Origin of the sequence: Chimaeribacter arupi (assembly GCF_002858805.1) — a bacterium.
In the GTDB taxonomy this organism is placed as follows: Bacteria; Pseudomonadota; Gammaproteobacteria; order Enterobacterales; family Enterobacteriaceae; genus Chimaeribacter; species Chimaeribacter arupi.
Map to the genome: position 1 here is coordinate 37,761 of NZ_PJZI01000025.1, position 21,711 is coordinate 59,471.

Below are 21,711 nucleotides of genomic sequence, written 5' to 3' on the forward strand. Positions count from 1 at the left end.
CAGACGGGGGTGAGAAACCGGCCTTCAAGGACACCGGCCAGCCCGAAGGCTGCCCCGCCTGAGCCACCATTGAAACACTGCGAAAGCCGTGTAATAGATGTGCCAAGGCCGCAACCCCAAATAAGGGGTCGCCCTGAAGTCGCTCGGGTTCTCACGCCCGGCTGCGGATGTGCCGCAGCGGCGGGAATGATAGCAGGTGGGGGGGTGGGGGGGAATGGGTATTAAAAGGAATTTAAATGTTTAAAACATACTCTATAAACAACACATTAATTCCATGATAAATTAAAACATTAATAAAAAGCAAAATTTTAAAAAAACGCACATGCATTTTCTTATAAAATGTAAAAAACACAAGGGAAAACCCTAATAATTATTGGCATAAAAATTCTCACTTGTTAATTTATAACAAAATACAACCCCAGCAATTAATTGCTGGGTTCTTGTTAATTCTTGATAGACATATTGCAGTATGGGTGTGTTAGCTGGCCATTTTCAACATTTCCAACCCCTCCATTTTCAACTCTTATTACGTGATCATATGAGACTGATTTTACTGGGTCTAAATGCCCGTTACAAATAGGACATTTCATTGAAGACTTTAAAGCCGAAGATATAAATATTTGGCTTTTACTATCATCTGAAAATGATTTATTCAGTGATTGCGAACTTCCAGAAATAACTTTACCTTTTAACCCTGACTCTTCAATTAATGTATTCTCGTTAATCACATCCCTTTTATTTAGCTTGTCAATCATAACTTCTAACAAATGAGAATATATGCTAATTCGCTTCCCGCTCACATGCTTTTGAATTATAGTGGCTATTAGATCTTTATTATAAATTAAAATATCTTCTAACTCTTTTCTTATGCTGGTGAATTTTCTAAAAAATTCCTTGTCGTTATGCGCTAATTTTTTAGCTATTAAGCTAACTGTACCCATAAACATGGGTCCAGAGTGACGACCTGTAGGCCCATAAAAATACACAGCAGGATGTAACCCTAGGCTCCCGTTATCATTACCTGTAATACGATTTGCTAACTTTGTTGCTTGTTTCAATACAGAAACAGTAAGATCTCCAGATTCATCATCTTCCTGATCATAAATACTTTTAGGATTACCCTCTATATCCCTATTTGCGATTAAAATAAAGTCTATTAATATTTGTAACGCTACCCTAACGCCTCTAGAACCTCCAAGAGGAAGATCAAGAGTTTTTACAGGAGTTTTTAAATCTGGATCAAATAATGTTGAATGCAATTCAGATGCTGCTTTTTCTATTTTGTCTGCATTATTTGCACTAAAAGATGACCAATACTTATGTCCTTTCCCTGCTCTTATTACTGCTCGTGATGCAATTGACGTTGGTTTTTTCCTACTTTTGAGCAATAATTCTTCTACGTCATCAAGAGGGGTGCCTTTCATATTAATATTAAAAAAAGAAGTTTCTGCCTTGTCTGCATCTCCTTTTACCCATTGGATAGAAAGACCTCTTGTTAGGATCGTAGATATTTTTGATCTTTCAACATCAGAAATCTCATCATCATTTTTCTTTTTATTGAAATCAGCCCAACTCCCAACTTTTGAGTTCACTAACTTTCTAGTTTTATCAGCAATAATTTTTTGTTCGTTAGATATTTCTCCGCCAAAGTATTTTAAAGAAACAAGACCATCTCCATAATCATCTTCAACCCAAGCTCTCAAGACGCTCAACCTATGCCCACCATCAATGACGAATAAAAATGAGCTAGATTTCCATAAAATAACTGATGGAATTAAATCTCCAGATACAAAGCTTTCAAGCAGTGAAGCTACTTGGCTTGGAGACCAATGGTTTGTTTCACGCTGAAAATCAGGTTTTCTTAAGATGGTAGTGAAATCATTTAGATCTCTAATAGAGATATTGTGAATTGTATCAAATGTAGTATCCTCATCGTATTTAGAAGCAAAATCTGCTCTTTTTATCATCGCATCTAGATTAACAAGATTAGCTTTACTAGCCATTTGCATATCCTTTCAGAATGAAATTAATCTTATGTCAAAAATAAAAATAGCATAGCCTATTTAAAAAATCCTTTAGAATTTTATATTAATATTTCTTATGAAGCGCTGCGTTTTTGAGTTCTTCCTTATTTTATTTTTTAATTTAAAAATTTGTAAGAGCAACTGTCCCTAATGGAGAGATGCTGCCTTATCTCTGATGAAGAGATAATAGCAGTTAAAAATATAACTTATTGATTTTAATGGTGCCGATAATAGGAGTCGAACCTACGACCTTCGCATTACGAATGCGCTGCTCTACCAACTGAGCTATATCGGCTTGGGAGGGAACTGCCGGGGAACTACGGGGTGACAAATTATTGAAAACTGCGCGGCAAGTCAAGAGGCGTTTGGTCGTCTGCTGATTTTATCAGCGCCCTGCCCTGTCAGACTTGTAGATTGCGGCTTTGCCATTGATAAGCTGAATGAAAGTGGTGGCAGGTTACGCGAAAATCCCCCGCACCATTTGGTGCGGGGGTCAGGGTCAGGCGCGGACTAAATCGTCGCCGTAGCCGATCCATTTGTAGGTGGTGAGCGCTTCCAGCCCCATCGGGCCGCGGGCGTGAAGCTTCTGGGTGCTGACTGCCACTTCCGCGCCGAGGCCGAACTGGCCGCCGTCGGTGAAGCGGGTGCTGGCGTTCACGTAGACCGCGGAAGAGTCTACTTCGCGCACGAAGCGTTCGGCGTTGGTCAGCGAACGCGTCAAAATCGCGTCAGAGTGCGCGGTGCCGTAGGTGCGGATGTGCTCCACCGCCGCATCCAGGTCATCCACCAGCGTGACGTTCAGGTCGTTCGACAGCCACTCATCTTCGTAATCCTGCGGCTTCACCGGCACCACTTGCGCCGGGCCGTCTTGCAGCAGCGGCAGCGCGTCCTCAGAGGCGTGCAGCGTCACACCGGCGTCGGCCATCTTGCGGCTCAGCGCCGGCAGGAAGGTGTCAGCAATCGCACGGTGCACCAGCAGCGTCTCCAGGCTGTTGCAGGCGCTTGGGCGCTGCACCTTGGCGCTCTCAATCACCGTCAGCGCTTTGCCGAAATCGATGCTCTCATCAGCGAACATATGGCACACGCCGATGCCGCCGGTGATGACCGGAATGGTCGAGTGCTCGCGGCACAGCTTGTGCAGCGACGCGCCGCCGCGGGGGATCAGCATGTCAACGTAACGGTCGAGGCGCAGCAGCTCGTTCACCAGCGCGCGATCGGGGTTCTCAATCGCCTGCACCGCCGCGCCCGGCAGGCCGCAGCGCTCCAGCGCCCGCTGGATCACGCTGACCGTCGCCTGGTTGGTGAGGTGCGTCTCTTTACCGCCGCGCAGGATCACCGCGTTGCCGGTCTTCAGGCACAGGGTCGCGACATCAATGGTCACGTTCGGGCGCGCCTCGTAGATCACGCCAATCACGCCCAGCGGCACCCGGCGGCGCTCCAGCTTCAGGCCGTTGTCCAGCAGGCTGCCGTCAATCACATGGCCCACCGGGTCGTGCAATTTACTGACCTGACGCACGTCGTTGGCAATCGCCGCCAGCCGGGCCGGGGTCAGCAGCAGGCGATCAAGCAGCGCCTCGCTCATCCCGGCCGCGCGCGCGGCGGCCACATCCTGTTCGTTGGCGCTGAGGATAATCTCGCTCTCGGCTTCCAGCATGTCGGCAATCACCAACAGCGCCTGGTTTTTTTTCGCCGTGCTCAGCACGGACAACTGGTAAGAGGCCTGTTTCGCGGCCTTACCCATAGACTCCAGCATGGCAGCTCCTTAACTGACAATCATATCGTCGCGGTGCACAGCCACCGGGCCGTACTCATAACCGAGGATATCGTTGATCTGTTGTGAGTGATACCCGGCGATCATGCGCATCGCATCACTATTATAGCGGCTGACCCCGTGGGCCAGGTCGCGCCCCGCCAGGTTGCGGATGCGGATCACCTCGCCGCGCGAGAAGTCGCCTTTGACTTCCTTGATGCCTTTTGGCAGCAGCGAGCTGCCGCGCTCCAGCATCGCGGCGACGGCCCCGTCATCAATGGTGACTTCACCGGCCGGCGGTGCGCCGAAGATCCAGCGTTTACGGTTTTCCAGCGGCGTTTCGAGCGCGTGGAAACGGGTGCCGACCGAGGTGCCGTTGATCACGTCGCCGATCACATCCGGGCGGCTGCCGGCAGCGATGATCACATCAATGCCCGCGCGGCAGGCGACGTCCGCAGCCTGGAGTTTGGTGGCCATGCCGCCGGTGCCGAGGCCGGAGACGCTGTCCCCGGCGATGCCGCGCAGCGCGTCATCAATGCCGGTGACTTCGCGGATCAGCTCCGCTTCCGGGTTTTTGCGCGGGTCAGCGGTGAACAGCCCCGGCTGGTCGGTCAGCAGCAGCAGTTTGTCGGCCCCGCCGAGGATCGCCGCCAGCGCCGACAGGTTGTCGTTATCGCCGACTTTGATCTCCGCGGTGGCGACCGCGTCGTTCTCGTTGATCACCGGCACAATGTGGTTGTCCAGCAGGGCGCGCATCGTGTCACGGGCGTTGAGGAAACGCTCCCTGTCTTCCAGATCCGCACGCGTCAGCAGCATCTGCCCGATGTGGATGCCGTAAATCGAGAAGAGTTGCTCCCAGAGCTGGATCAGGCGGCTCTGCCCGACGGCCGCCAGCAGCTGCTTGGAGGCGATGGTGGCGGGCAGTTCAGGGTAGCCCAGGTGCTCGCGCCCGGCGGCGATCGCCCCGGAGGTGACAATGATGATGCGGTGACCCGCCGCGTGTTGCTGGGCGCACTGGCGCACCAGTTCCACAATGTGGGCACGGTTCAGGCGGCGCGATCCGCCGGTGAGCACGCTGGTGCCCAGTTTTACAACCAAAGTCTGGCTGCCACTCATAATTAGTCTGCCGTTGCGTCTGAAAAGGGAAAGGATAAAGAAGTCTGAGAAGACCGTCACACCGATCTTTGTAACAGGAGAGACGCGCCATGCCAACAGGCACAGCGCGAAATTAAAGGAAATCAGGGGGAAAGCGCCCGGGGGGCGGGCCGCATCAGGCGCTGAGTTTTACCGGCTCATCCGCAAAGTGGTCGGCTGGCGCCAGCGGCAGTTCCATCTCGTTCAGCATGGCAGCCAGACGTTGGTGGAAGTCGCGTAACGTGGTTTCCAGTTTCTCCTGCACTTCCGGATCTTTAATCTTCTGGGCTTTCCAGACGCCCTCTTTGTCAAACAAGCCAAACTGGTAAACGTAGGTAAAACGCGTGGCCTCGGCCTGGAGTTCAATCCACCAGCCCCAGAACTCACGTTTTTCCGGCGCGGGCTTGACGTTGACACACACTGCCAGGCAATCAAAAAAGAACTGATCGTCCCGGCATTTTCCTTCCCGCAGATAAGGCCCCAATGCCGCGAAACGCTTCATTAACCGGCTTTTAGGATGTCCGCTTGGTAATGTCATTTTCTACCTCCTTATGGCGACGATCCTTTTTAACAAACCAATCAAAAATAGCAACTCTATTAACGCATTTTACCCTTCAGCCAGGCACTCATCTCTTCCATCGCCTGATGGAAACCGCGATACACCGGCTTTTTGCCGATCTCCAGCAGTTTGCCGTCACTGGACGAGGAGACGATCAGCCGCGATTCCTCTTTCGGGCTGAACGGCTCATTCGGCCAGTAGCCGGAGAACATCGGCGTCGGGCAGCGGCGGCCGAGCAGCCCCTGGGTTTTCAGCGAGTAGCGGTTCAGCTCCACCCGCAACGCGGCGTCTGAGGCGGTGCTCATGCCGAGGCGGCTGGCCAGCACGTCCATATACATGTCCGGTACCGCCTCCTGCGTGGCGCTGTTGCACATCAGGTTATGCACAATCGGCCCGAGGCAGGCCACGGCGCGCAGCCGTTTCGGCTCCAGGTAGGCCAGCCGCACCGCCACGTTGGCCCCGAAGCGGAAGCCGAGCAGCGACACGCGGGTGTGGTCTACCCACGGCACGGTCGGGAGCTGCGCCAGCACCTGTTGGTGCAAAAAGCTGGTGTCCTGGGTGAGTTTCCAGCGTGAGGAGAAGCCGATGGAGGGCATGTCGATGGTGAGCATCGCCATGCCGCGCGGGGCGAAGTAGTCACGGAACAGGCGGTAGTGGTCGCTCTGCATCATGTCCAGCCCGCCGCAGATCAGCACCGTGGGGTACGGCGCGCTGCCCTCGTGCGGCATATGCAGGAAGCCGCTGATGGGCGCGCCACCGGGGATCGGGAACTCAAGCTCTTTCAGCTGATAGGGCAAATGCTGTGACGCCTCTTCGTAGGCGCGGTTCGACAGCACTTCGGCCTGGTCAGCCAGCTCATCCCCTTTCAGGTGCGGATACGCCGCGATGCTGTAGAGGTTGGCGGCCATCAGCCAGTATTCACCGCGTGCCGCCGGGTCGGTGCTCTCCAGCGCTTTTTGCTGCCAGAGCATCGCCTGGTGCGACCACTCATAGATCCAGTTGCCGTTGCGGTAGCCGACCACGGTGTCGAGCAGCGCCTCGTCGGTGCGCTCAGCCGTCGAGGCGGCGATGCGCGCCAGCACCTCCTGCATCTCCAGCGCGTCCACGCCGCGCCAGATCCACATCAGGCGGTTGATCATCCGGTACCAGTGGCGGGTCGCCTGCCCTTCCAGGGCGGACTCGGTGGCCAGCGCCGGGTGATGGTGCGCACGCTTGACCAGCGTGGAGGTTTCCGGGTGCTTGAAACGGGGTTTGAACAGGATTTCCGACAGATTGGCTTGGGACATGTACAGCCTCCATGATGCAGTGGGCGGGCGCGGATGCGGCCGGACATTATCGTGAGAGTGTACCAAATAACGCGGAAGAGGGAGCGGACAGGGTCAATATTGGTGCAGGTGGAGGACGGTGGCGGTGATAAAAACCGGCCCGCCGGAAAAAACAATGCCCGGCATAAGCCGGGCAAAGGAACGCATCACAGACGGGGCTTAGCGGCCGCCGATCGGCTCAACGAAGGTCACGGCCATGTCCCACGGCTGTTCAATCCAGGTATCCTGCGGGATGTCGACCACGTAGTCATCCACCAGCGGCTGACCGGCCGGTTTGGCGAAGATGGTGACGAAATGCGCTTTCGGGTACATCTCGCGGATCGCGCGGGCGGTGCCGCCGGTGTCGACCAGATCGTCGATGACGATGAAGCCTTCACCGTCGCCTTCTGCGCGCTTGAGCACTTTCAGGTCGCGCTGGTTGTCGTGGTCGTAGCTGGAGATGCACACGGTATCAACATGGCGGATACCCAGTTCACGCGCCAGCAGCGCCGCCGGCACCAGGCCGCCGCGGCTCACCGCGATGATGCCCTGCCATTGGTCGGCCGGAAGCAGGCGGTGTGCCAGTTTACGGGCCTGCATTTGCAACATGTCCCAAGTAACGACGTATTTTTCGCTCATAAAATCGTGTCCCAGCCAGCAATAAATTGGCTTAAAAGTATTCAGGGGGGAAAAGGTTGCGCGAGATTATAGAGAGGCAGCCGGATAAAAACCAGTAACAATCGGTGAAAGCGCCCGCTTTTTTCCCGGCCCGCCACGCGCACCCCGCAGGAGAAAGTGATATTCTCTCAGGTCCACGCCAGGGGTTTCTGGCGGCGCATTATCCACCTAACCATTTGCAGCATCCCACCTTTTCCGCGCCTGCCCGTGCATTCACCGGGGCCGGCACCGGGCCGGAGGTGCTGCCACAGGAGACTCATTGTGTCTGAACTGTCGCAACTCTCGCCACAGCCGTTGTGGGACATTTTCGCCAAGATCTGCTCGATTCCGCACCCTTCTTTCCATGAAGAAGCGCTGGCCCAACACATCATGGCCTGGGCCGCTGAGAAAGGGATCCACGCTGAGCGCGATCAGGTCGGCAATATTTTGCTGCGCAAACCGGCCAAACCAGGCATGGAAAACCGTAAACCGGTGGTGCTCCAGGCGCACCTCGACATGGTGCCGCAGAAAAACAACGACACCGTGCATGACTTCACCAAAGACCCGATCCAGCCGTATGTGGATGGCGAGTGGGTAAAAGCGCGCGGCACCACGCTGGGTGCGGACAACGGCATCGGCATGGCGTCCGCGCTGGCGGTGCTGGCTGACGAGAGCGTGGCGCACGGCCCGCTGGAAGTGCTGCTGACCATGACTGAAGAGACCGGCATGGACGGTGCCTTCGGCCTCCAGCCGGACTGGTTACAGGGCGAGATCCTGATCAACACCGATTCCGAGGAAGAGGGTGAGATCTACATGGGCTGCGCAGGCGGCATCGACGTCTCCACCACCCTGCCATTGCAGCGCGAGACGCTGGCCGGTGGTTACACCACGCTGTCGCTGGTGGTGAAAGGGCTGAAAGGCGGCCACTCCGGCGCAGACATCCACCACGGCCTCGGCAACGCCAACAAGCTGCTGGTGCGTTTCCTGTTTGAGCACGCGGCCCCGCTCGGCCTGCGCGTGCTCGATTTAAACGGCGGCACCCTGCGCAACGCCATCCCGCGTGAAGCCTCGGCCACGCTGGCGGTGCCGTCGGCTAACGTCGATGCACTGAAAACGCTGGTGGAGGATTACCAGACCACGCTGCAAAACGAGCTGGCGGCCAAAGAGAAGAAGCTGGCGGTGCTGGTCACCCCGGCGGAAAACAGCACGCCGGCACTCACCACCGACTGCCAGGCCCGCCTGCTGGCGCTGCTGAACGCCATGCCGAACGGCGTGATCCGCATGAGTGACGCGGTGCCGGGCGTGGTGGAAACCTCGCTGAACGTCGGTGTGGTGACGATGACGGCGGACGAGGCCCACATTAACTGCCTGATCCGCTCGCTGATCGACAGCGGTAAAGAGTACGTGGTCGACATGCTGACCGCCCTCGGCCAACTGGCGAACGCCACCACCACGCCGAAAGGCGGCTACCCTGGCTGGCAGCCGGACCCGCACTCCCCGGTGATGGGCCTGGTGCGTGAAACCTACCAGTCACTGTTCGGCAAAACCCCGAACATTATGGTGATCCACGCCGGGCTGGAATGCGGCCTGTTCAAAAAGCCGTACCCGGAGATGGACATGGTCTCCATCGGGCCAACCATCACCGGCCCGCACTCCCCGGACGAGCAGGTGCACATTGAGAGCGTCGGCCTCTACTGGCAACTGCTCACCGCGCTGCTGAAGGCGATCCCTGAGAAAGCGTAATCCCGCTTTCACTTCTGCTTTCACTTCTGCAAAAAGCGACGCCCCGGCGTCGCTTTTTTATTGGCCGGATCCCAGGGTAGCCGTCAATCCCACGGCAACAGCAACTGGCGCTCCAGTTGCGGGTCGAGCAGCGTCACATGCAGCCCCACCAGCCGTACACTGCGCCCGGCGCGGCGCTGATCCCACGCCTGGCGCGCCACCGCCAGCAGATCCGGCAGGTTCAATTCCGGCCAGACGTGTTCCTGGGTGGTCTGCTGGAAATCCTGGAATTTCAGCTTCACCCCCTGCCGCGCAATCTGCAAATCCGGCCGCACCCGCCGCAGCCGCGCCTCCAGCTCCGGGTAGAGCCGGTCAGTAATCAGCGCCGCGCAGTCGTCCCAGTCGCTGATGTCATTCGCCAGCGTGGTTTCCACACCCACGGATTTGCGCAGCCGGTCAGCGGAAACATCCCGCTCATCAATGCCGTGGCTGCGCTCCCAGATGGCATGGCCAAACTTGCCGAAGCGCTTGAGCAGGTCAGCCAGGTCATAACGCTGCACATCGGCACAGGTCAGCAGCCCCAGCTCCTCAAGCCTGGCCGCCGTGACCTTGCCGACGCCGGGGATTTTGCTCAGCGGCAGATCCTGCAAAAACGCCGCCACGCCGCTGGGCGGGATCACAAACTGGCCGTTGGGCTTGTTGAGGTCAGAGGCGATTTTCGCCAGGAATTTCACCGGCGCGACCCCGGCCGAGGCGGTGAGTTGCAGCTCGTCCCAGATCGCCTGGCGGATCTCACGGGCAATCAGCGTGGCCGAGCCGCTGCATTGCGGGGTGTCGGAGACATCCAGATAGGCTTCATCCAGTGACAGCGGTTCAATCAGCGGCGTGTAGCGGGCAAAGATGTCGCGGATATGGAGCGAGGCCTCTTTATAGGCCGCCATCCGGCCGGGGATCACGGTCAGTTGCGGGCAGAGTTTCAGCGCCATCGCCGTGGACATCGCGCTGCGCACGCCATATTTGCGTGCCGGATAGTTGGCGGTGCTGATCACCCCGCGCCGGTCTGAGCTGCCGCCGATGGCGATCGGGATGTCGCGCAGGCGCGGGTCGTCACGCATCTCCACCGCCGCGTAAAAGCAGTCCATATCGACATGTATGATTTTGCGCACCTTCTCCCCCGGTTCCGGCCTCCCGACCCTGTATAAGTATACAGGCGGAGGCGGTGATGGCTCAAGCCGCGCGGTGTCATGGATATGTCACTGTAAATGAATATGTTATGTAGCCATCGTTACTTTTCGCGGGCGGCCTGCCGTGCTACTCAACAGCGGTATGTTTTTCCCTCTGCGCTTTTAAGGATGAAATGATGTCAATCAGCAAAACGTTTGTGATCGCAGCCTCGCTGTTACTCGGCAGCGCCCCGGCGTGGGCCGCCCCGCAGATTATCGCCCACCGCGGCGGCACCGGCGATGCGCCGGAAAACACCCTGCCCGCCATCGGCCTGGCGCTGAAAAATGGCGCGGATGCCGTCTGGGTCACCGTGCAGCTCAGCAAAGACGGCATGCCGGTACTCTACCGCCCGTCGGACTTAAGCGCGCTGACACCGCGCAAAGGCCCAGTCTCTGCGTATACCGCGGCCGAGCTGGTAAACACCGACGCCGGCTGGGCGTTCGGCAGCGGCGACCAGCACCCGTGGCGCGGCAAACAGGTCGCCATCCCCACACTGGCCGGGGTGCTGACGCGCTTCCCGGATGTCACCTTTTACCTCGACATCAAAAGCCCCGACGCCGCGCCGGAGGTGATGGCCGCCGCGCTGGCGAAGGTACTGCGGGACACCCACAGCCTGGCGCGCATCCGGGTTTACAGCACTGACAGCCGCTACCTGGCCGCCCTGCCGCCGGAGGTGCCGCGCTTTGAAAGCCGCGACCTGACGCGCACCGTACTGGCGAACATCACCATGGCGCACCAGTGCACGCTGGAGGCGTCAGCCGCCGACCGCTGGTACGGACTGGAGCTGCAACGCAAGGTGGAGGTGGTGGAGAAATATACGCTCGGCGAAGCGCGTTCCGCCGCCACGCTGGTCTGGGATAAAGAAGCCGTAGACTGCTTCCGCAGCCGCGGCAAGGCGCATATTGTGTTGTTCGGCGTAAACAGCCCGCAGGCATTGCAGCAAGCCATTGAGCTGGGTGCGGATGGTGTGCTGGTGGATGCCCCGTCGCAATTTGCCGCCGCCGCCCATTAATTCCCCGCCGGTGCGCCTTTCATCAGGAAGACGGCGGCTGTTCAGCCCCGTCTTTTTTCTTATTCAGCGATATGGCTTCCAAAAAATATCGTTTTACCCCCATTGCTAAATAATTAATCAGCTTTACTATGAGTCAGCCCCGCACCGGGGCAGCAAGGGCATACGCCGGGGCGCTCGCCCGCAGGCAACGACAGTTATTAATAATAAGCAGGAATGACAATGGGCAAAATCGCGCTGATGCTTGCGATGTTTCTCTGTTTGCCTTGGGTAGCCGCCCCCAGCTCCGCCAGTGAGCAGGTACCGGTTAGCCAAAATATTAAACAGCAATTATTGGGTACACCGATCTATATTCAAATCTTTAAAGAAGAACGCACCCTGGAGTTATACGGCAAGATGGGGAATGAGTTCCGCTTGCTGGGCGCGTACCGTATCTGCAATTTCTCCGGCGGCCTCGGCCCGAAACGGCGTGAAGGGGATTTCAAAAGCCCGGAAGGGTTTTACAGCGTCGATATCCGTAACCTGAAACCCAACAGCCGCTTCTACCGTGCCATTAATATCGGTTACCCGAACGCCTATGACCGCGCGCAGGGCTATTCCGGTAATTATTTGATGATTCACGGGGAGTGCAAGTCCATCGGCTGTTACGCGATGACCAACGCCTATATGGATGAGATCTTCACCTATGTGCAGGCGGCGCTGCGCAATGGGCAGGTGAAAGTGGATATCGCCATCTATCCGTTCCGCATGACGGACGCCAACCTCCAGCGCCACCGCATGTCCTCTTATTTCGCCTTCTGGCGCGGCCTGCAACCAGGCTACCGCTACTTCAGCGAGAAACACCTGCCGCCGACGGTGACCGTCGCCAACGGCCAGTATGTGTTTAACCCGGCCATCATCGGTACGCAGGCTATTTCAGAGTATGCGTTCACCGAAACGAAATAAGGCGAACTCACCTGGCGCAATCTTGTGCCAGGTTTCATTGCCGGTCAGCGGCTGGGTGGCAATCACCGTGACCACATCATTCGGTGTGGTCTGCTGCTGAAAATCGATCTCGACATCCCTGTCCAGCAACGTGGCTTTGCCGAACGGCGCACGGCGGGTGATCCAGTGCAGGTTGGTGGAGCAGTACGCCATCACGAACCGACCATCCGACAACAGCATATTAAATACCCCTTTCTGCCGCAGCTGATCGGCCAGTGACGCGATAAAGCGGAACACGGCCGTCCAGTTGCCGGGCGTACGCGGGTAGCGCTGCGTCAGTTGGTTCAGCAGCCAGCAAAACGCATATTCGCTGTCCGTCTGGCCGATTGGGCGCAGCTGGCCGGTTTCCAGCTGGCGGTAGCCGGTCAGCTGGCCGTTATGGGCATACGTCCAGTTGCGGCCCCAGAGTTCGCGGGTAAATGGGTGGGTGTTTTCCAGCGCCACTTCGCCGCGGTTGGCCTGGCGGATGTGCGACACCACGGCGCAGGATTTAATCGGGTACTCCTGCACCAGCCGCGCAATCGGGGAGTTAAAGCTGGGCTGCGGGTCTTTAAAGGTACGGCAGCCCAGCCCCTCATAAAAGGTAATCCCCCAGCCATCTTTATGCGGGCCGGTGCCGCCGCCGCGCTGTACCAGGCCGGTAAAGCTGAAGCAGATATCGGTCGGTACATTGGCGCTCATCCCGAGCAATTCACACATGGCTCTCTCCTCCCCTGACGACCCGCGCGCTGTGACTCAGTGGCTGCTCATCTCTTTTTCAATCAGCATGATCAGGATGTGAATCACTTTGATGTGAATCTCCTGGATACGATCGGCATAACCGAAGTGCGGCACCCGGATTTCAACGTCCGCGCTGCCGTCCATCTGGCCGCCGTCTTTGCCGGTCAGGGTGATCACTTTCATGCCTTTGGCACGCGCAGCGGAAATCGCCTTGATCACATTGCCGGAGTTGCCGGAGGTGGAGATGCCGAGCAGCACATCGCCGCGCTGGCCGACGGCCTCAATAAAGCGTGAGAATACGAATTCGTAACCGAAATCGTTGCTGACGCAAGAGAGGTGGCTGACGTCAGAGATGGCGATAGCCGGGTAGCCGGGGCGGTTTTCACGGTAGCGGCCGGTGAGTTCCTCGGCGAAGTGCATGGCGTCACAGTGTGAACCGCCGTTACCGCAGGAGAGCACCTTGCCGCCCGCTTTGAAGGCGTCTGCCAGCAGCACCGCCGCCTGCTGGATGGCGGCCAGGTTGGCCTCATCGCTGAGGAAATTGTTCAGAGTTTCAGCAGCTTCGTTCAGTTCGTTACGGATTAAATCCTGGTACATGACAGCCTCTTGATAGCCCGTTGGCATGAAAATTCTTCCGCTGTGCAGTGTAGCGGATTGCCCCATAAGCGAGAAGCGTTGTCACGCCCGGCCTGCCTTTTTGGCAACCGGTGCGGTGGGAATGTGAGCCAGATTGTAATTAGCATGTAAACGTATTGCTAAAAAAATAGCCATCATCTACAACCTATACATCGTCAACAGGTCAGACCTCCTACAACTTAGGGAGCTTTCAATATGCTGGTGCTTACGATTATTGGTTTTCTGGTGCTGCTGGGTGCGCTGTTCTACCACAAGGTCAACCTGACGCTCAGCAGCCTGCTGCTGCTGGCGTATACCGCCGTGCTCAGCGCGGCCCAGGTGTGGTCGTGGTGGGTGGTGCTGCCGCTGGCCCTGGTGCTGCTGCCGCTTAACCTGCTGCCGCTGCGCCGCGCCCTGTTCTCCGCCCCGGCGATGCGCATTTTCGGCAAGGTGATGCCGGCGATGTCCCGCACGGAAAAAGAGGCGATTGATGCCGGGACGACCTGGTGGGAAGGCGATATCTTCCAGGGCGCGCCGGACTGGAAAAAGCTGCACAACTACCCGCAGCCGGTGCTGACGCCGGAAGAGCAGGCCTTCCTGGACGGCCCGGTCAACGAGGCGTGCCGCATGGCGAATGATTTCGCCATCACCCACGAGCTGGCTGACCTGCCGCCGGAGCTGTGGGCTTACCTGAAAGAGCACCGCTTCTTTGCGATGATCATCAAGAAAGAGTATGGCGGGCTGGAATTCTCCGCCTATGCCCAGGCGCGGGTGTTGCAGAAACTGGCGGGCGTCTCCGGCATTCTGGCAATCACCGTGGGCGTGCCGAACTCCCTCGGCCCCGGCGAACTGCTGCAACACTACGGCACCGACGCGCAGAAAGATCACTACCTGCCGCGGCTGGCGCGCGGGCAGGAGATCCCCTGCTTTGCCCTGACCAGCCCGGAAGCCGGCTCTGACGCCGGGGCCATCCCGGACACCGGCGTGGTCTGCATGGGTGAATGGCAGGGCCAGCAGGTGCTGGGGATGCGCCTGACCTGGAACAAACGCTATATCACGCTGGCCCCGGTCGCCACGGTGCTCGGGCTGGCGTTCAAACTCTCTGACCCGGAACACCTGCTGGGTGACACCGAAGAACTCGGCATCACCTGCGCGCTGATCCCGACCAGCACGCCGGGCGTGGAGATTGGCCGCCGCCACTTCCCGCTGAACGTGCCGTTCCAGAACGGCCCGACGCGCGGCAACAATATCTTTGTGCCGATTGACACCATCATCGGCGGCCCGGCGATGGCCGGCCAGGGCTGGCGGATGCTGGTCGAGTGCCTGTCAGTCGGGCGCGGTATCACCCTGCCCTCCAACTCCACCGGCAGCCTGAAATCGGTAGCGCTGGCGACCGGCGCTTATGCCCACATCCGCCGCCAGTTCAAAGTGGCGATCGGCAAAATGGAAGGGATCGAGGAGCCGCTGGCGCGCATTGCCGGTAACGCCTACGTGATGGACGCCGCCGCGACGCTGATTACCACCGGCATCATGGCCGGCGAAAAACCGGCGGTGCTCTCTGCCATCATCAAATACCACTGCACCCACCGCGGCCAGCGCGCGGTAATGGACGCGATGGACATCACCGGCGGCAAAGGCATTATGCTCGGCCGCAGTAACTTCCTTGCCCGCACCTATCAGGGCGCGCCGATCGCCATCACCGTGGAAGGCGCGAACATCCTGACGCGCAGCATGATCATCTTCGGCCAGGGGGCGATCCGCTGCCACCCGTATGTGCTGGAAGAGATGGCCGCCGCCGCCGAACGCAATGTGGAACGCTTCGACCGTGCGCTGTTCGGCCACCTCGGCCACGTCGGCAGCAACGAAATGCGCAGCCTGTGGCTCGGCCTGACCAACGGCCGCACCAGCCGTGCACCGGTGCGTGACGCCACCACACGCTATTACCAGCAGATCAACCGGCTGAGCGCCAACCTCGCGCTGCTGGCGGATGTCTCGATGGGCGTGCTGGGCGGCAGCCTGAAACGCCGTGAACGTATGTCGGCGCGGCTCGGCGACATCCTCAGCCAGCTGTTCCTCGCCACCGCCACCCTGAAACGTTACGAGGACGAAGGGCGTCAGCAGGCTGATTTACCGCTGGTGCACTGGGGCGTGCAGGACTGCCTGCGCCAGGCCGAGCAGGCGCTGGATGAGCTGCTGCGCAACTTCCCGAACCGGCTGGTGGCCGGGCTGGTGCGGCTGGTGGTGTTCCCGCTCGGCCGGGCGCAGCGCGGGCCGTCAGATCGCCTTGACCACAAGCTGGCACAACTGCTGCAACAGCCTTCCGCCACCCGTTCCCGCCTGGGGCGCGGCCAGTACCTGACGCCGGGCGAAAATAACCCGTTCGGCCAGCTGGAAGAGGCGTTACAGCACATCATCGCGGCGGAAGTTGTCCATAAACGGCTCTGCCTTGAGGCCGGCAAAACCCTGCCGTTCACCCGGCTGGATCAGCTGGCACACCAGGCACGTAAAGAAGGGAAGATTAATGACGACGAGGCGCGTATATTAATCCAGGCGGAAGAGAGCCGTCTGCGTTCGATTAACGTGGACGATTTCGACCCAGAGGAACTGGCAGCCAAAAAGCCGGACTCAGTAAAACAGACGCCGCGCCAGCCTGAGGCGGCCTAGGGCAAAGACATTACACAGCAACTTTTCCCGCAGTAAGCAAAACGGCACTCCCTGGAGTGCCGTTTTTTTTCGCTGATGCTGCGGTTACGCTTTGGCCGGGCGCACGCGCTGCGTCAGGCCCTTCAGGAAGTAACGCATAAACTGGTCACCGCACGGGCGATAGTTCTTGTGGCCCGGCTTGCGGAAGATCGCGCCGATTTCCGGCTGCGAGACGCGGAAATCCACCGACGCCAGGATCTCCAGGATGTCGGTGGTTTTCAGCTCGAACGCCACGCGCAGCTTTTTCAGGATCACGTTATTGGTGACCGGCAGCTCGATCTCCGGCACCGGGTGCGACTCATCACGGCCGCGGCGGAAGAAGATCAGGCCATTCAGGAAGTGCGCCATCACGGTGTCCGGGCAAGGCTGGTGGCCCGCCTCCTCCTCTTTTTTCAGATAGCTTTGCACCTGTTCCACACTCGCGCTTTCACCGGCCGAAGCCAGGATCTCGATGAGGCGGGCATCGCTCAGGTCAAGCATGTAGCGGATGCTGCGCAAAACATCGTTGTTCATCATATCGGTCATTCCTGTTTTTAAGAGAGGGCGGCGTTTGGGGGCGCCGGTGCGCATTATAAAAGGATCGCGCCGCGAAACACCTCTTTATTTACCCTGATTTCCCGGCTTTGGCCGTCTAAGCGTCTTGATTGCCAAACGTCAACCAGATGTTATATTGTCGTTACACCTATTTCTGAGTATCGGCCAATACCATGAGCGCAGCCCTGATCCCGCAAAGTAAATTACCGGCCCTCGGCACCACCATTTTCACCCAGATGAGCGCCCTGGCGCAGCAGCACAATGCCATCAACCTGTCGCAGGGCTTCCCGGATTATGACGGCCCCGACTACCTGAAAGCGCGGCTGGCGTTCCATGTGGCACAGGGCGCGAACCAGTATGCGCCGATGACCGGCTGTGCTGCGCTGCGCGAGGCGATTGCCGATAAAACCGCGGAGCGCTACGGCTGGCAGCCGGATGCCGGTGCCGGGGTGACGATCACCGCCGGGGCGACCGAGGCGCTGTATGCCGCCATCACCGCGCTGGTGCGCCGGGGCGACGAGGTGATTTGTTTCGATCCGAGCTATGACAGCTACGGCCCGGCGGTGGAACTGGCGGGCGGCGTGATGAAGCGTCTCACGCTGCAACCGCCTGCGTTCCGCGTGGACTGGTCACAGTTTGCTGATTTGCTCACCGACAACACCCGGCTGGTGATCGTCAACACGCCGCATAACCCGTCCGCCACCAGCTGGCAGGCCGCAGACTTCGAGGCGCTGTGGCAGGCGATTGGCGAGCGAGAGATCTATGTGCTGAGTGACGAAGTGTATGAGCACATCTGCTTTACCGCGCAGGGCCACGCCAGCGTGCTGGCACACCCGCAACTGCGCCAGCGGGCGGTGGCGGTCTACTCATTCGGCAAAACCTACCACATGACCGGCTGGCGCGTCGGGTACTGCATCGCCCCGGCGGCGATCACCGCCGAACTGCGCAAAGTGCACCAGTACCTGACCTTCTCCATCACCACGCCGGTGCAACTGGCGCTGGCGGACATGCTGCGCCATGAACCGGCCCACTGGCAGACGCTGCCGGCATTTTACCGGGCGAAGCGTGACCGGCTGGTGCAGGCATTGGCCGCCAGCCGCTTTGAGGTACTGCCGTGCGAGGGCACCTATTTCCTGCTGGTGGACTACAGCGCTGTCTCGGATCTGGATGATGTCGCCTTCAGCCGCTGGCTGACGGAGCATGTCGGCGTGGCGGCGATCCCGCTGTCAGTGTTCTGCGCCGATGCTTTTCCCCACAAACTGGTGCGGCTCTGCTTTGCCAAGCAGGATGCCACGCTGGACGCCGCCGCGGAGCGCCTGTGTCAACTCTGAACCTGACCTTACTGCAACAGCCGCTGACGTGGCTGGACGGCGCGGCCAACCTGCGCCATTTCGACACCCTGCTCAGCACGCTGCACGGGCGCGATCTGATTATTCTGCCGGAGATGTTCACCACCGGTTTTGCGATGCAGGCCCCCGCGAGTGCGCTGCCGGAGGCAGAGGTGATCGCCTGGCTGCACCACTGGGCGCAACAGACCCACGCGTTGGTGGGCGGCAGTGTGGCGCTGAAGACGCCGGAAGGGGCGGTGAACCGTTTCCTGCTGGTGGAGCCGGGCGGCCGGGTGCACCGCTACGACAAGCGCCACCTGTTCCGTATGGCGAACGAACATATGCACTACCAGGCGGGCAAACGGCGCGAGATCATCGAGTGGCGCGGCTGGCGCATCCTGCCGCAGATCTGTTACGACCTGCGTTTCCCGGTCTGGTCGCGCTGCCACCAGGATTACGATCTGGCGCTCTACGTCGCCAACTGGCCCGCTGCGCGCGCCGCCCACTGGCAAACCCTGCTGGCCGCGCGGGCGATTGAGAACCAGTGTTACGTCGCCGGCTGCAACCGGGTAGGCACTGACGGCAACGGCCTGCACTACCGCGGTGACAGCGTGATCCATGACCCGCAAGGCGCGCTGCTGGCTTCCGCTGAGCCGGAGACCCCGGCGACCATTGAGGCCGCGCTCTCCCTGGAAGCGCTCCAGGCCTACCGCCAGGCCTTCCCCGCCTGGATGGATCAAGACAGCTTCCTGCGCCACGACTGAGCCTCACCGCCTGCTGAAACGTGGGCGGTTTTCTGGAAACCTTTTTTCCCTCCCCTCTCTGCCACGTCCTTTGCCACCCCATCGCCGTCATTTTCACCCCGGTACAAATCTTGCATCCCTTCTCTGTTTTTTATTTCACAGGGGGCAGACCGATGACCATTACCTTTGTTGCACACCTTACACCGGAACCGGCGCTGTATGGCGCGCTGGCGGCGATGCTGGCGGAGCTGCGGGCGCTGCCGTTGCTGCATCTGCCGGTCAGCCATGACGAGGAACGGTTCCCCGGCGGGCGGCAGCATATTACCGCGCAGGGGCAGCGGGTCAGCAGCGGGTTGCTGTGGGTCGAGCGGTTAACCGGCCGCGATGCCGGGGCAGAAACGCCGTGGGAAAGGGTGCGGGAACGGGCGCTCAACGAAGATCTGGTGGTGCCGGTGAACCCGGCGCTGTTGCCGCGCCTGGAGGAAATGATGGCGGATGCCGGGGCGCACGGCGTGGCGGTGGTCTGTTTGCGGGTAGTGAAAAAGAACCAGCGCTATCAGCTTGAAGAGTGGGAGAGCGGCAAAGTGCGCAGCAACGGCTGGATGCAGGATGAGGTCGGCCGCTGGACGGTGGGCAGCGTCGCGCAGCCGGTAATGCGCAGCGGCCAGACCCTGCGGGTGGCGCTGGCCGGGGCCGCCCATCAGCACCACGACGCCAACCCGGCGATGATGGCCGCCCTGGGGGATGCCGCCGATGCGCTGGCGATGCCGGTTGAACTGCTGTTTTTGTCGCCGGGCGTCAGCCACAGCCAGCGCGCGCGGCTGCTGCGCAGCGCAGACGGCATCGTGTTGCCGGATGCCTTCTCCCCGGAGACGGAGGCGATCGGCACCGAGGCCGCCGACTGGGCGCTGGAACAGAACGTGCCGATCCTCGGCACCGGCACCGGGCTGCACGCTATGGTAGCGGCACTGGCGCAGCAGTGCTTCGCCGCCCCCATGCCCTGCACCCTGCCGCTGGCTGCCCCGCGCCTCGGCAACCACCGCATCACGGTGCAGCCTCACAGCGCGCTGGCCGCTGCCGCAGGCAGTGCCCTCACCTTACGTTTTCACCAGCACCACCGGCTTAACCCGGCGCTGCTGGAGGATCTGGCCGCCGCCGGGTTACAGGTGGCGGCCACCCTGGACAACCACGAGTGCGCCGCGGTGACGCTCACCGATCACCCGTTCTTTACCGGCGTCGCCGGGCGGCCGGAGCTGGCTTCACGCCGTGAACGCCCGCAGCCGCTGCTGATGGCGTTCCTGCAACAGGTGCGGCAGAGTGCGCGCAGCCGGGCAATCAGCCACGCGGCACTGACGACGAGCGCACCACCGGCACATCCGCACTTCTTACGGGGTTGAACAACAGGTTGAGCAGCAGCGCGGCCAGGCAGGACGCGCTGATGCCCGAGTGCAGCAACGTGTTCACCCAGCCGGGGAAACGATCGTAGAAAGTCGGCATCACAATCGGGATCATGCCGAAGGCGATCGCCGTCGCCACCACCACCAGGTTCATGTTGTCTTTATAATCCACTTTCGACAGCGTGCGGATGCCGCTGGCCGCCACCGAGCCAAACAGCACCACGCCCGCCCCGCCCAGCACCGGCAGCGGAATGGCGGCGAAAATTACCCCCAGCGCCGGGATTACCCCCAGCAGCACCAGAATCAGCCCGCCTGCGCTCACCACAAAACGGCTTTTGATGCCGGTCAGCGCCACCAGCCCGATGTTCTGCGCAAAGCTGCTCTGCGGAAACGAGTTGAACACCGGCGACAGCGCACTGGCCAGCATGTCGGCGCGCAGGCCATTGGCGATGCGGCGGCTGTCCACCGGCGAGCCGACAATCTCCCCTACTGCCATCAGCCCGGCGGTGGTCTCGGTGAGCAGCACCAGCACAATCAGCAGCATCGAGAGGATGGCCGGCAGCTCAAAGGTCGGCCAGCCAAAGGCGAACGGCTGCGGCAGCGCCAGCAGCGCGCCGGAAGCCAGCCCGCTGAAATGGGCTTTCCCGGCCAGCATCGCTGCCACGGTGCCGATGACCATCGCCAGCAGCACCGAAATACGTGCCACCGCCCGGTTGCCCACTTTGTTCAGCAGCAGCACCACCGCCAGCGTAAAGGCCGCCAGCCCGATGTTGCCGGTCGACCCCCAGTCCGGCGCATTGACGCGGCCGCCCATCGCCCAGCGCACGGCCACCGGCATCAGCGACAGGCCGATCACCGTGATCACCGTGCCGGTCACCACCGGCGGAAAGAAGCGGATCACCTGGGCAAAAAACGGCGTGATCAGCAGGCCGAGCGCCGCCGCCACCATCACCGCGCCGAACACCGACGGCAACCCGCCGCCGCCGTTGACGATGGTCACCATCGTCGCCACCCCGGCAAACGAGACGCCCTGCACCAGCGGCAGGCGCGAGCCGAAAAACGGCAGCCCCAGCGTCTGTAACAGCGTCGCCAGCCCGCTGACAAACAGGGCAGCGGAGATCAGCATACCGATGTCAGCGGTGCCCAGCCCGGCGGCGGTGCCGATAATCAGCGGCGGGGCGATGATCCCGCCGTACATGGTCAGAATATGCTGTAAGCCGTAGGCAAAGGTTTTGCCCAGCGGCAGCCGCTGATCTTCCGGGCGGCGTGGGGCGTGTGGCGCAGTCGGTGTCATGGTCGGTGCC

18 protein-coding genes and 1 tRNA gene are annotated in these 21,711 nt (G+C 59.8%); 7 read left to right on the forward strand and 12 right to left on the reverse strand.

What is annotated here, in order from left to right:
• Positions 1–443 precede the first annotated feature (443 nt).
• From CYR52_RS14785 to gpt, 7 genes are all read right to left on the reverse strand, one after another.
• Positions 444–2,003, reverse strand: coding sequence for a GmrSD restriction endonuclease domain-containing protein (locus CYR52_RS14785; protein WP_101828859.1), 1,560 nt, complete (start codon positions 2,001–2,003; stop codon positions 444–446).
• Between the two features lie 240 nt (positions 2,004–2,243).
• Positions 2,244–2,319, reverse strand: a tRNA-Thr gene (locus CYR52_RS14790).
• A 204-nt stretch (positions 2,320–2,523) separates the two neighbouring features.
• On the reverse strand, positions 2,524–3,777 hold the full coding sequence (proA, locus tag CYR52_RS14795; protein ID WP_072926733.1) for a glutamate-5-semialdehyde dehydrogenase: 1,254 nt from the start codon (positions 3,775–3,777) through the stop codon (positions 2,524–2,526).
• 9 nt (positions 3,778–3,786) lie between these two features.
• Complete coding sequence (proB, locus tag CYR52_RS14800; RefSeq protein ID WP_072926735.1) at positions 3,787–4,890, reverse strand: glutamate 5-kinase; 1,104 nt, start codon at positions 4,888–4,890, stop codon at positions 3,787–3,789.
• Positions 4,891–5,044: 154 nt separating this feature from the next.
• Positions 5,045–5,446 carry a sigma factor-binding protein Crl gene (gene crl, locus CYR52_RS14805; RefSeq protein ID WP_072926737.1) on the reverse strand — a complete coding sequence of 134 codons (402 nt, stop codon included), beginning with the start codon at positions 5,444–5,446 and terminating at the stop codon, positions 5,045–5,047.
• A 59-nt stretch (positions 5,447–5,505) separates the two neighbouring features.
• Positions 5,506–6,753, reverse strand: coding sequence for an esterase FrsA (frsA, locus tag CYR52_RS14810; RefSeq protein ID WP_072926739.1), 1,248 nt, complete (start codon positions 6,751–6,753; stop codon positions 5,506–5,508).
• A 198-nt stretch (positions 6,754–6,951) separates the two neighbouring features.
• Positions 6,952–7,410: a xanthine phosphoribosyltransferase gene (gene gpt, locus CYR52_RS14815; protein ID WP_072926741.1), complete on the reverse strand. Its 459-nt coding sequence runs from the start codon at positions 7,408–7,410 to the stop codon at positions 6,952–6,954.
• Between the two features lie 300 nt (positions 7,411–7,710).
• Here gpt and pepD point away from each other — a divergent pair, with 300 nt between their 5' ends.
• Positions 7,711–9,171, forward strand: a complete 1,461-nt coding sequence (gene pepD, locus CYR52_RS14820) for a beta-Ala-His dipeptidase (RefSeq protein WP_072926743.1) — start codon at positions 7,711–7,713, stop codon at positions 9,169–9,171.
• Between the two features lie 83 nt (positions 9,172–9,254).
• Here the strand turns inward: pepD and dinB are convergent, their stop codons facing one another.
• The gene (gene dinB, locus CYR52_RS14825; protein ID WP_072926745.1) at positions 9,255–10,316 is read right to left on the reverse strand and encodes a DNA polymerase IV; all 1,062 of its coding nucleotides are present in this window, start codon (positions 10,314–10,316) and stop codon (positions 9,255–9,257) included.
• A gap of 194 nt (positions 10,317–10,510) precedes the next feature.
• Between dinB and CYR52_RS14830 the strand changes: the two genes are divergently transcribed.
• Both CYR52_RS14830 and dpaA read left to right on the forward strand, forming a co-directional pair.
• Positions 10,511–11,386: a glycerophosphodiester phosphodiesterase family protein gene (locus CYR52_RS14830; RefSeq protein WP_241522419.1), complete on the forward strand. Its 876-nt coding sequence runs from the start codon at positions 10,511–10,513 to the stop codon at positions 11,384–11,386.
• A 219-nt stretch (positions 11,387–11,605) separates the two neighbouring features.
• A complete protein-coding gene (gene dpaA, locus CYR52_RS14835; RefSeq protein ID WP_072926749.1) occupies positions 11,606–12,328 on the forward strand; it encodes a peptidoglycan meso-diaminopimelic acid protein amidase in 723 nt (240 codons plus the stop codon).
• On the opposite strand, the gene CYR52_RS14840 is transcribed toward dpaA, so the two are convergent.
• The gene (locus CYR52_RS14840; protein ID WP_072926751.1) at positions 12,299–13,066 is read right to left on the reverse strand and encodes a class II glutamine amidotransferase; all 768 of its coding nucleotides are present in this window, start codon (positions 13,064–13,066) and stop codon (positions 12,299–12,301) included. The two genes, dpaA and CYR52_RS14840, sit on opposite strands and share 30 nt — an antisense overlap.
• Positions 13,067–13,102: 36 nt before the next feature.
• A complete protein-coding gene (gene lpcA, locus CYR52_RS14845) occupies positions 13,103–13,684 on the reverse strand; it encodes a D-sedoheptulose 7-phosphate isomerase (RefSeq protein WP_072926752.1) in 582 nt (193 codons plus the stop codon).
• Between the two features lie 234 nt (positions 13,685–13,918).
• Here lpcA and fadE point away from each other — a divergent pair, with 234 nt between their 5' ends.
• On the forward strand, positions 13,919–16,366 hold the full coding sequence (fadE, locus tag CYR52_RS14850) for an acyl-CoA dehydrogenase FadE (protein ID WP_101828861.1): 2,448 nt from the start codon (positions 13,919–13,921) through the stop codon (positions 16,364–16,366).
• Between the two features lie 84 nt (positions 16,367–16,450).
• Here fadE and CYR52_RS14855 read toward each other — a convergent pair whose 3' ends face one another.
• Positions 16,451–16,921: a YehS family protein gene (locus CYR52_RS14855; protein WP_072926756.1), complete on the reverse strand. Its 471-nt coding sequence runs from the start codon at positions 16,919–16,921 to the stop codon at positions 16,451–16,453.
• Between the two features lie 191 nt (positions 16,922–17,112).
• On the opposite strand from CYR52_RS14855, the gene CYR52_RS14860 reads away from it, so the two are divergent.
• The 3 genes from CYR52_RS14860 to CYR52_RS14870 all read left to right on the forward strand — a co-directional run bounded on the left by CYR52_RS14860 (position 17,113) and on the right by CYR52_RS14870 (position 20,407).
• A complete protein-coding gene (locus CYR52_RS14860; protein WP_101828862.1) occupies positions 17,113–18,270 on the forward strand; it encodes a pyridoxal phosphate-dependent aminotransferase in 1,158 nt (385 codons plus the stop codon).
• Complete coding sequence (locus tag CYR52_RS14865; RefSeq protein ID WP_072926759.1) at positions 18,258–19,031, forward strand: amidohydrolase; 774 nt, start codon at positions 18,258–18,260, stop codon at positions 19,029–19,031. Before CYR52_RS14860 ends, CYR52_RS14865 begins: the two co-directional genes overlap by 13 nt.
• 152 nt (positions 19,032–19,183) lie before the next feature.
• Entirely contained in the window at positions 19,184–20,407 is a 1,224-nt protein-coding gene (locus tag CYR52_RS14870; protein WP_101828863.1) for a glutamine amidotransferase-related protein, read from the forward strand.
• On the opposite strand, the gene CYR52_RS14875 is transcribed toward CYR52_RS14870, so the two are convergent.
• Positions 20,346–21,701 (reverse strand): nucleobase:cation symporter-2 family protein, encoded by a 1,356-nt coding sequence (locus CYR52_RS14875; protein ID WP_072926764.1) that lies wholly within the window; start codon positions 21,699–21,701, stop codon positions 20,346–20,348. The genes CYR52_RS14870 and CYR52_RS14875 overlap by 62 nt on opposite strands.
• Between the last annotated feature and the right edge of the window lie 10 nt (positions 21,702–21,711).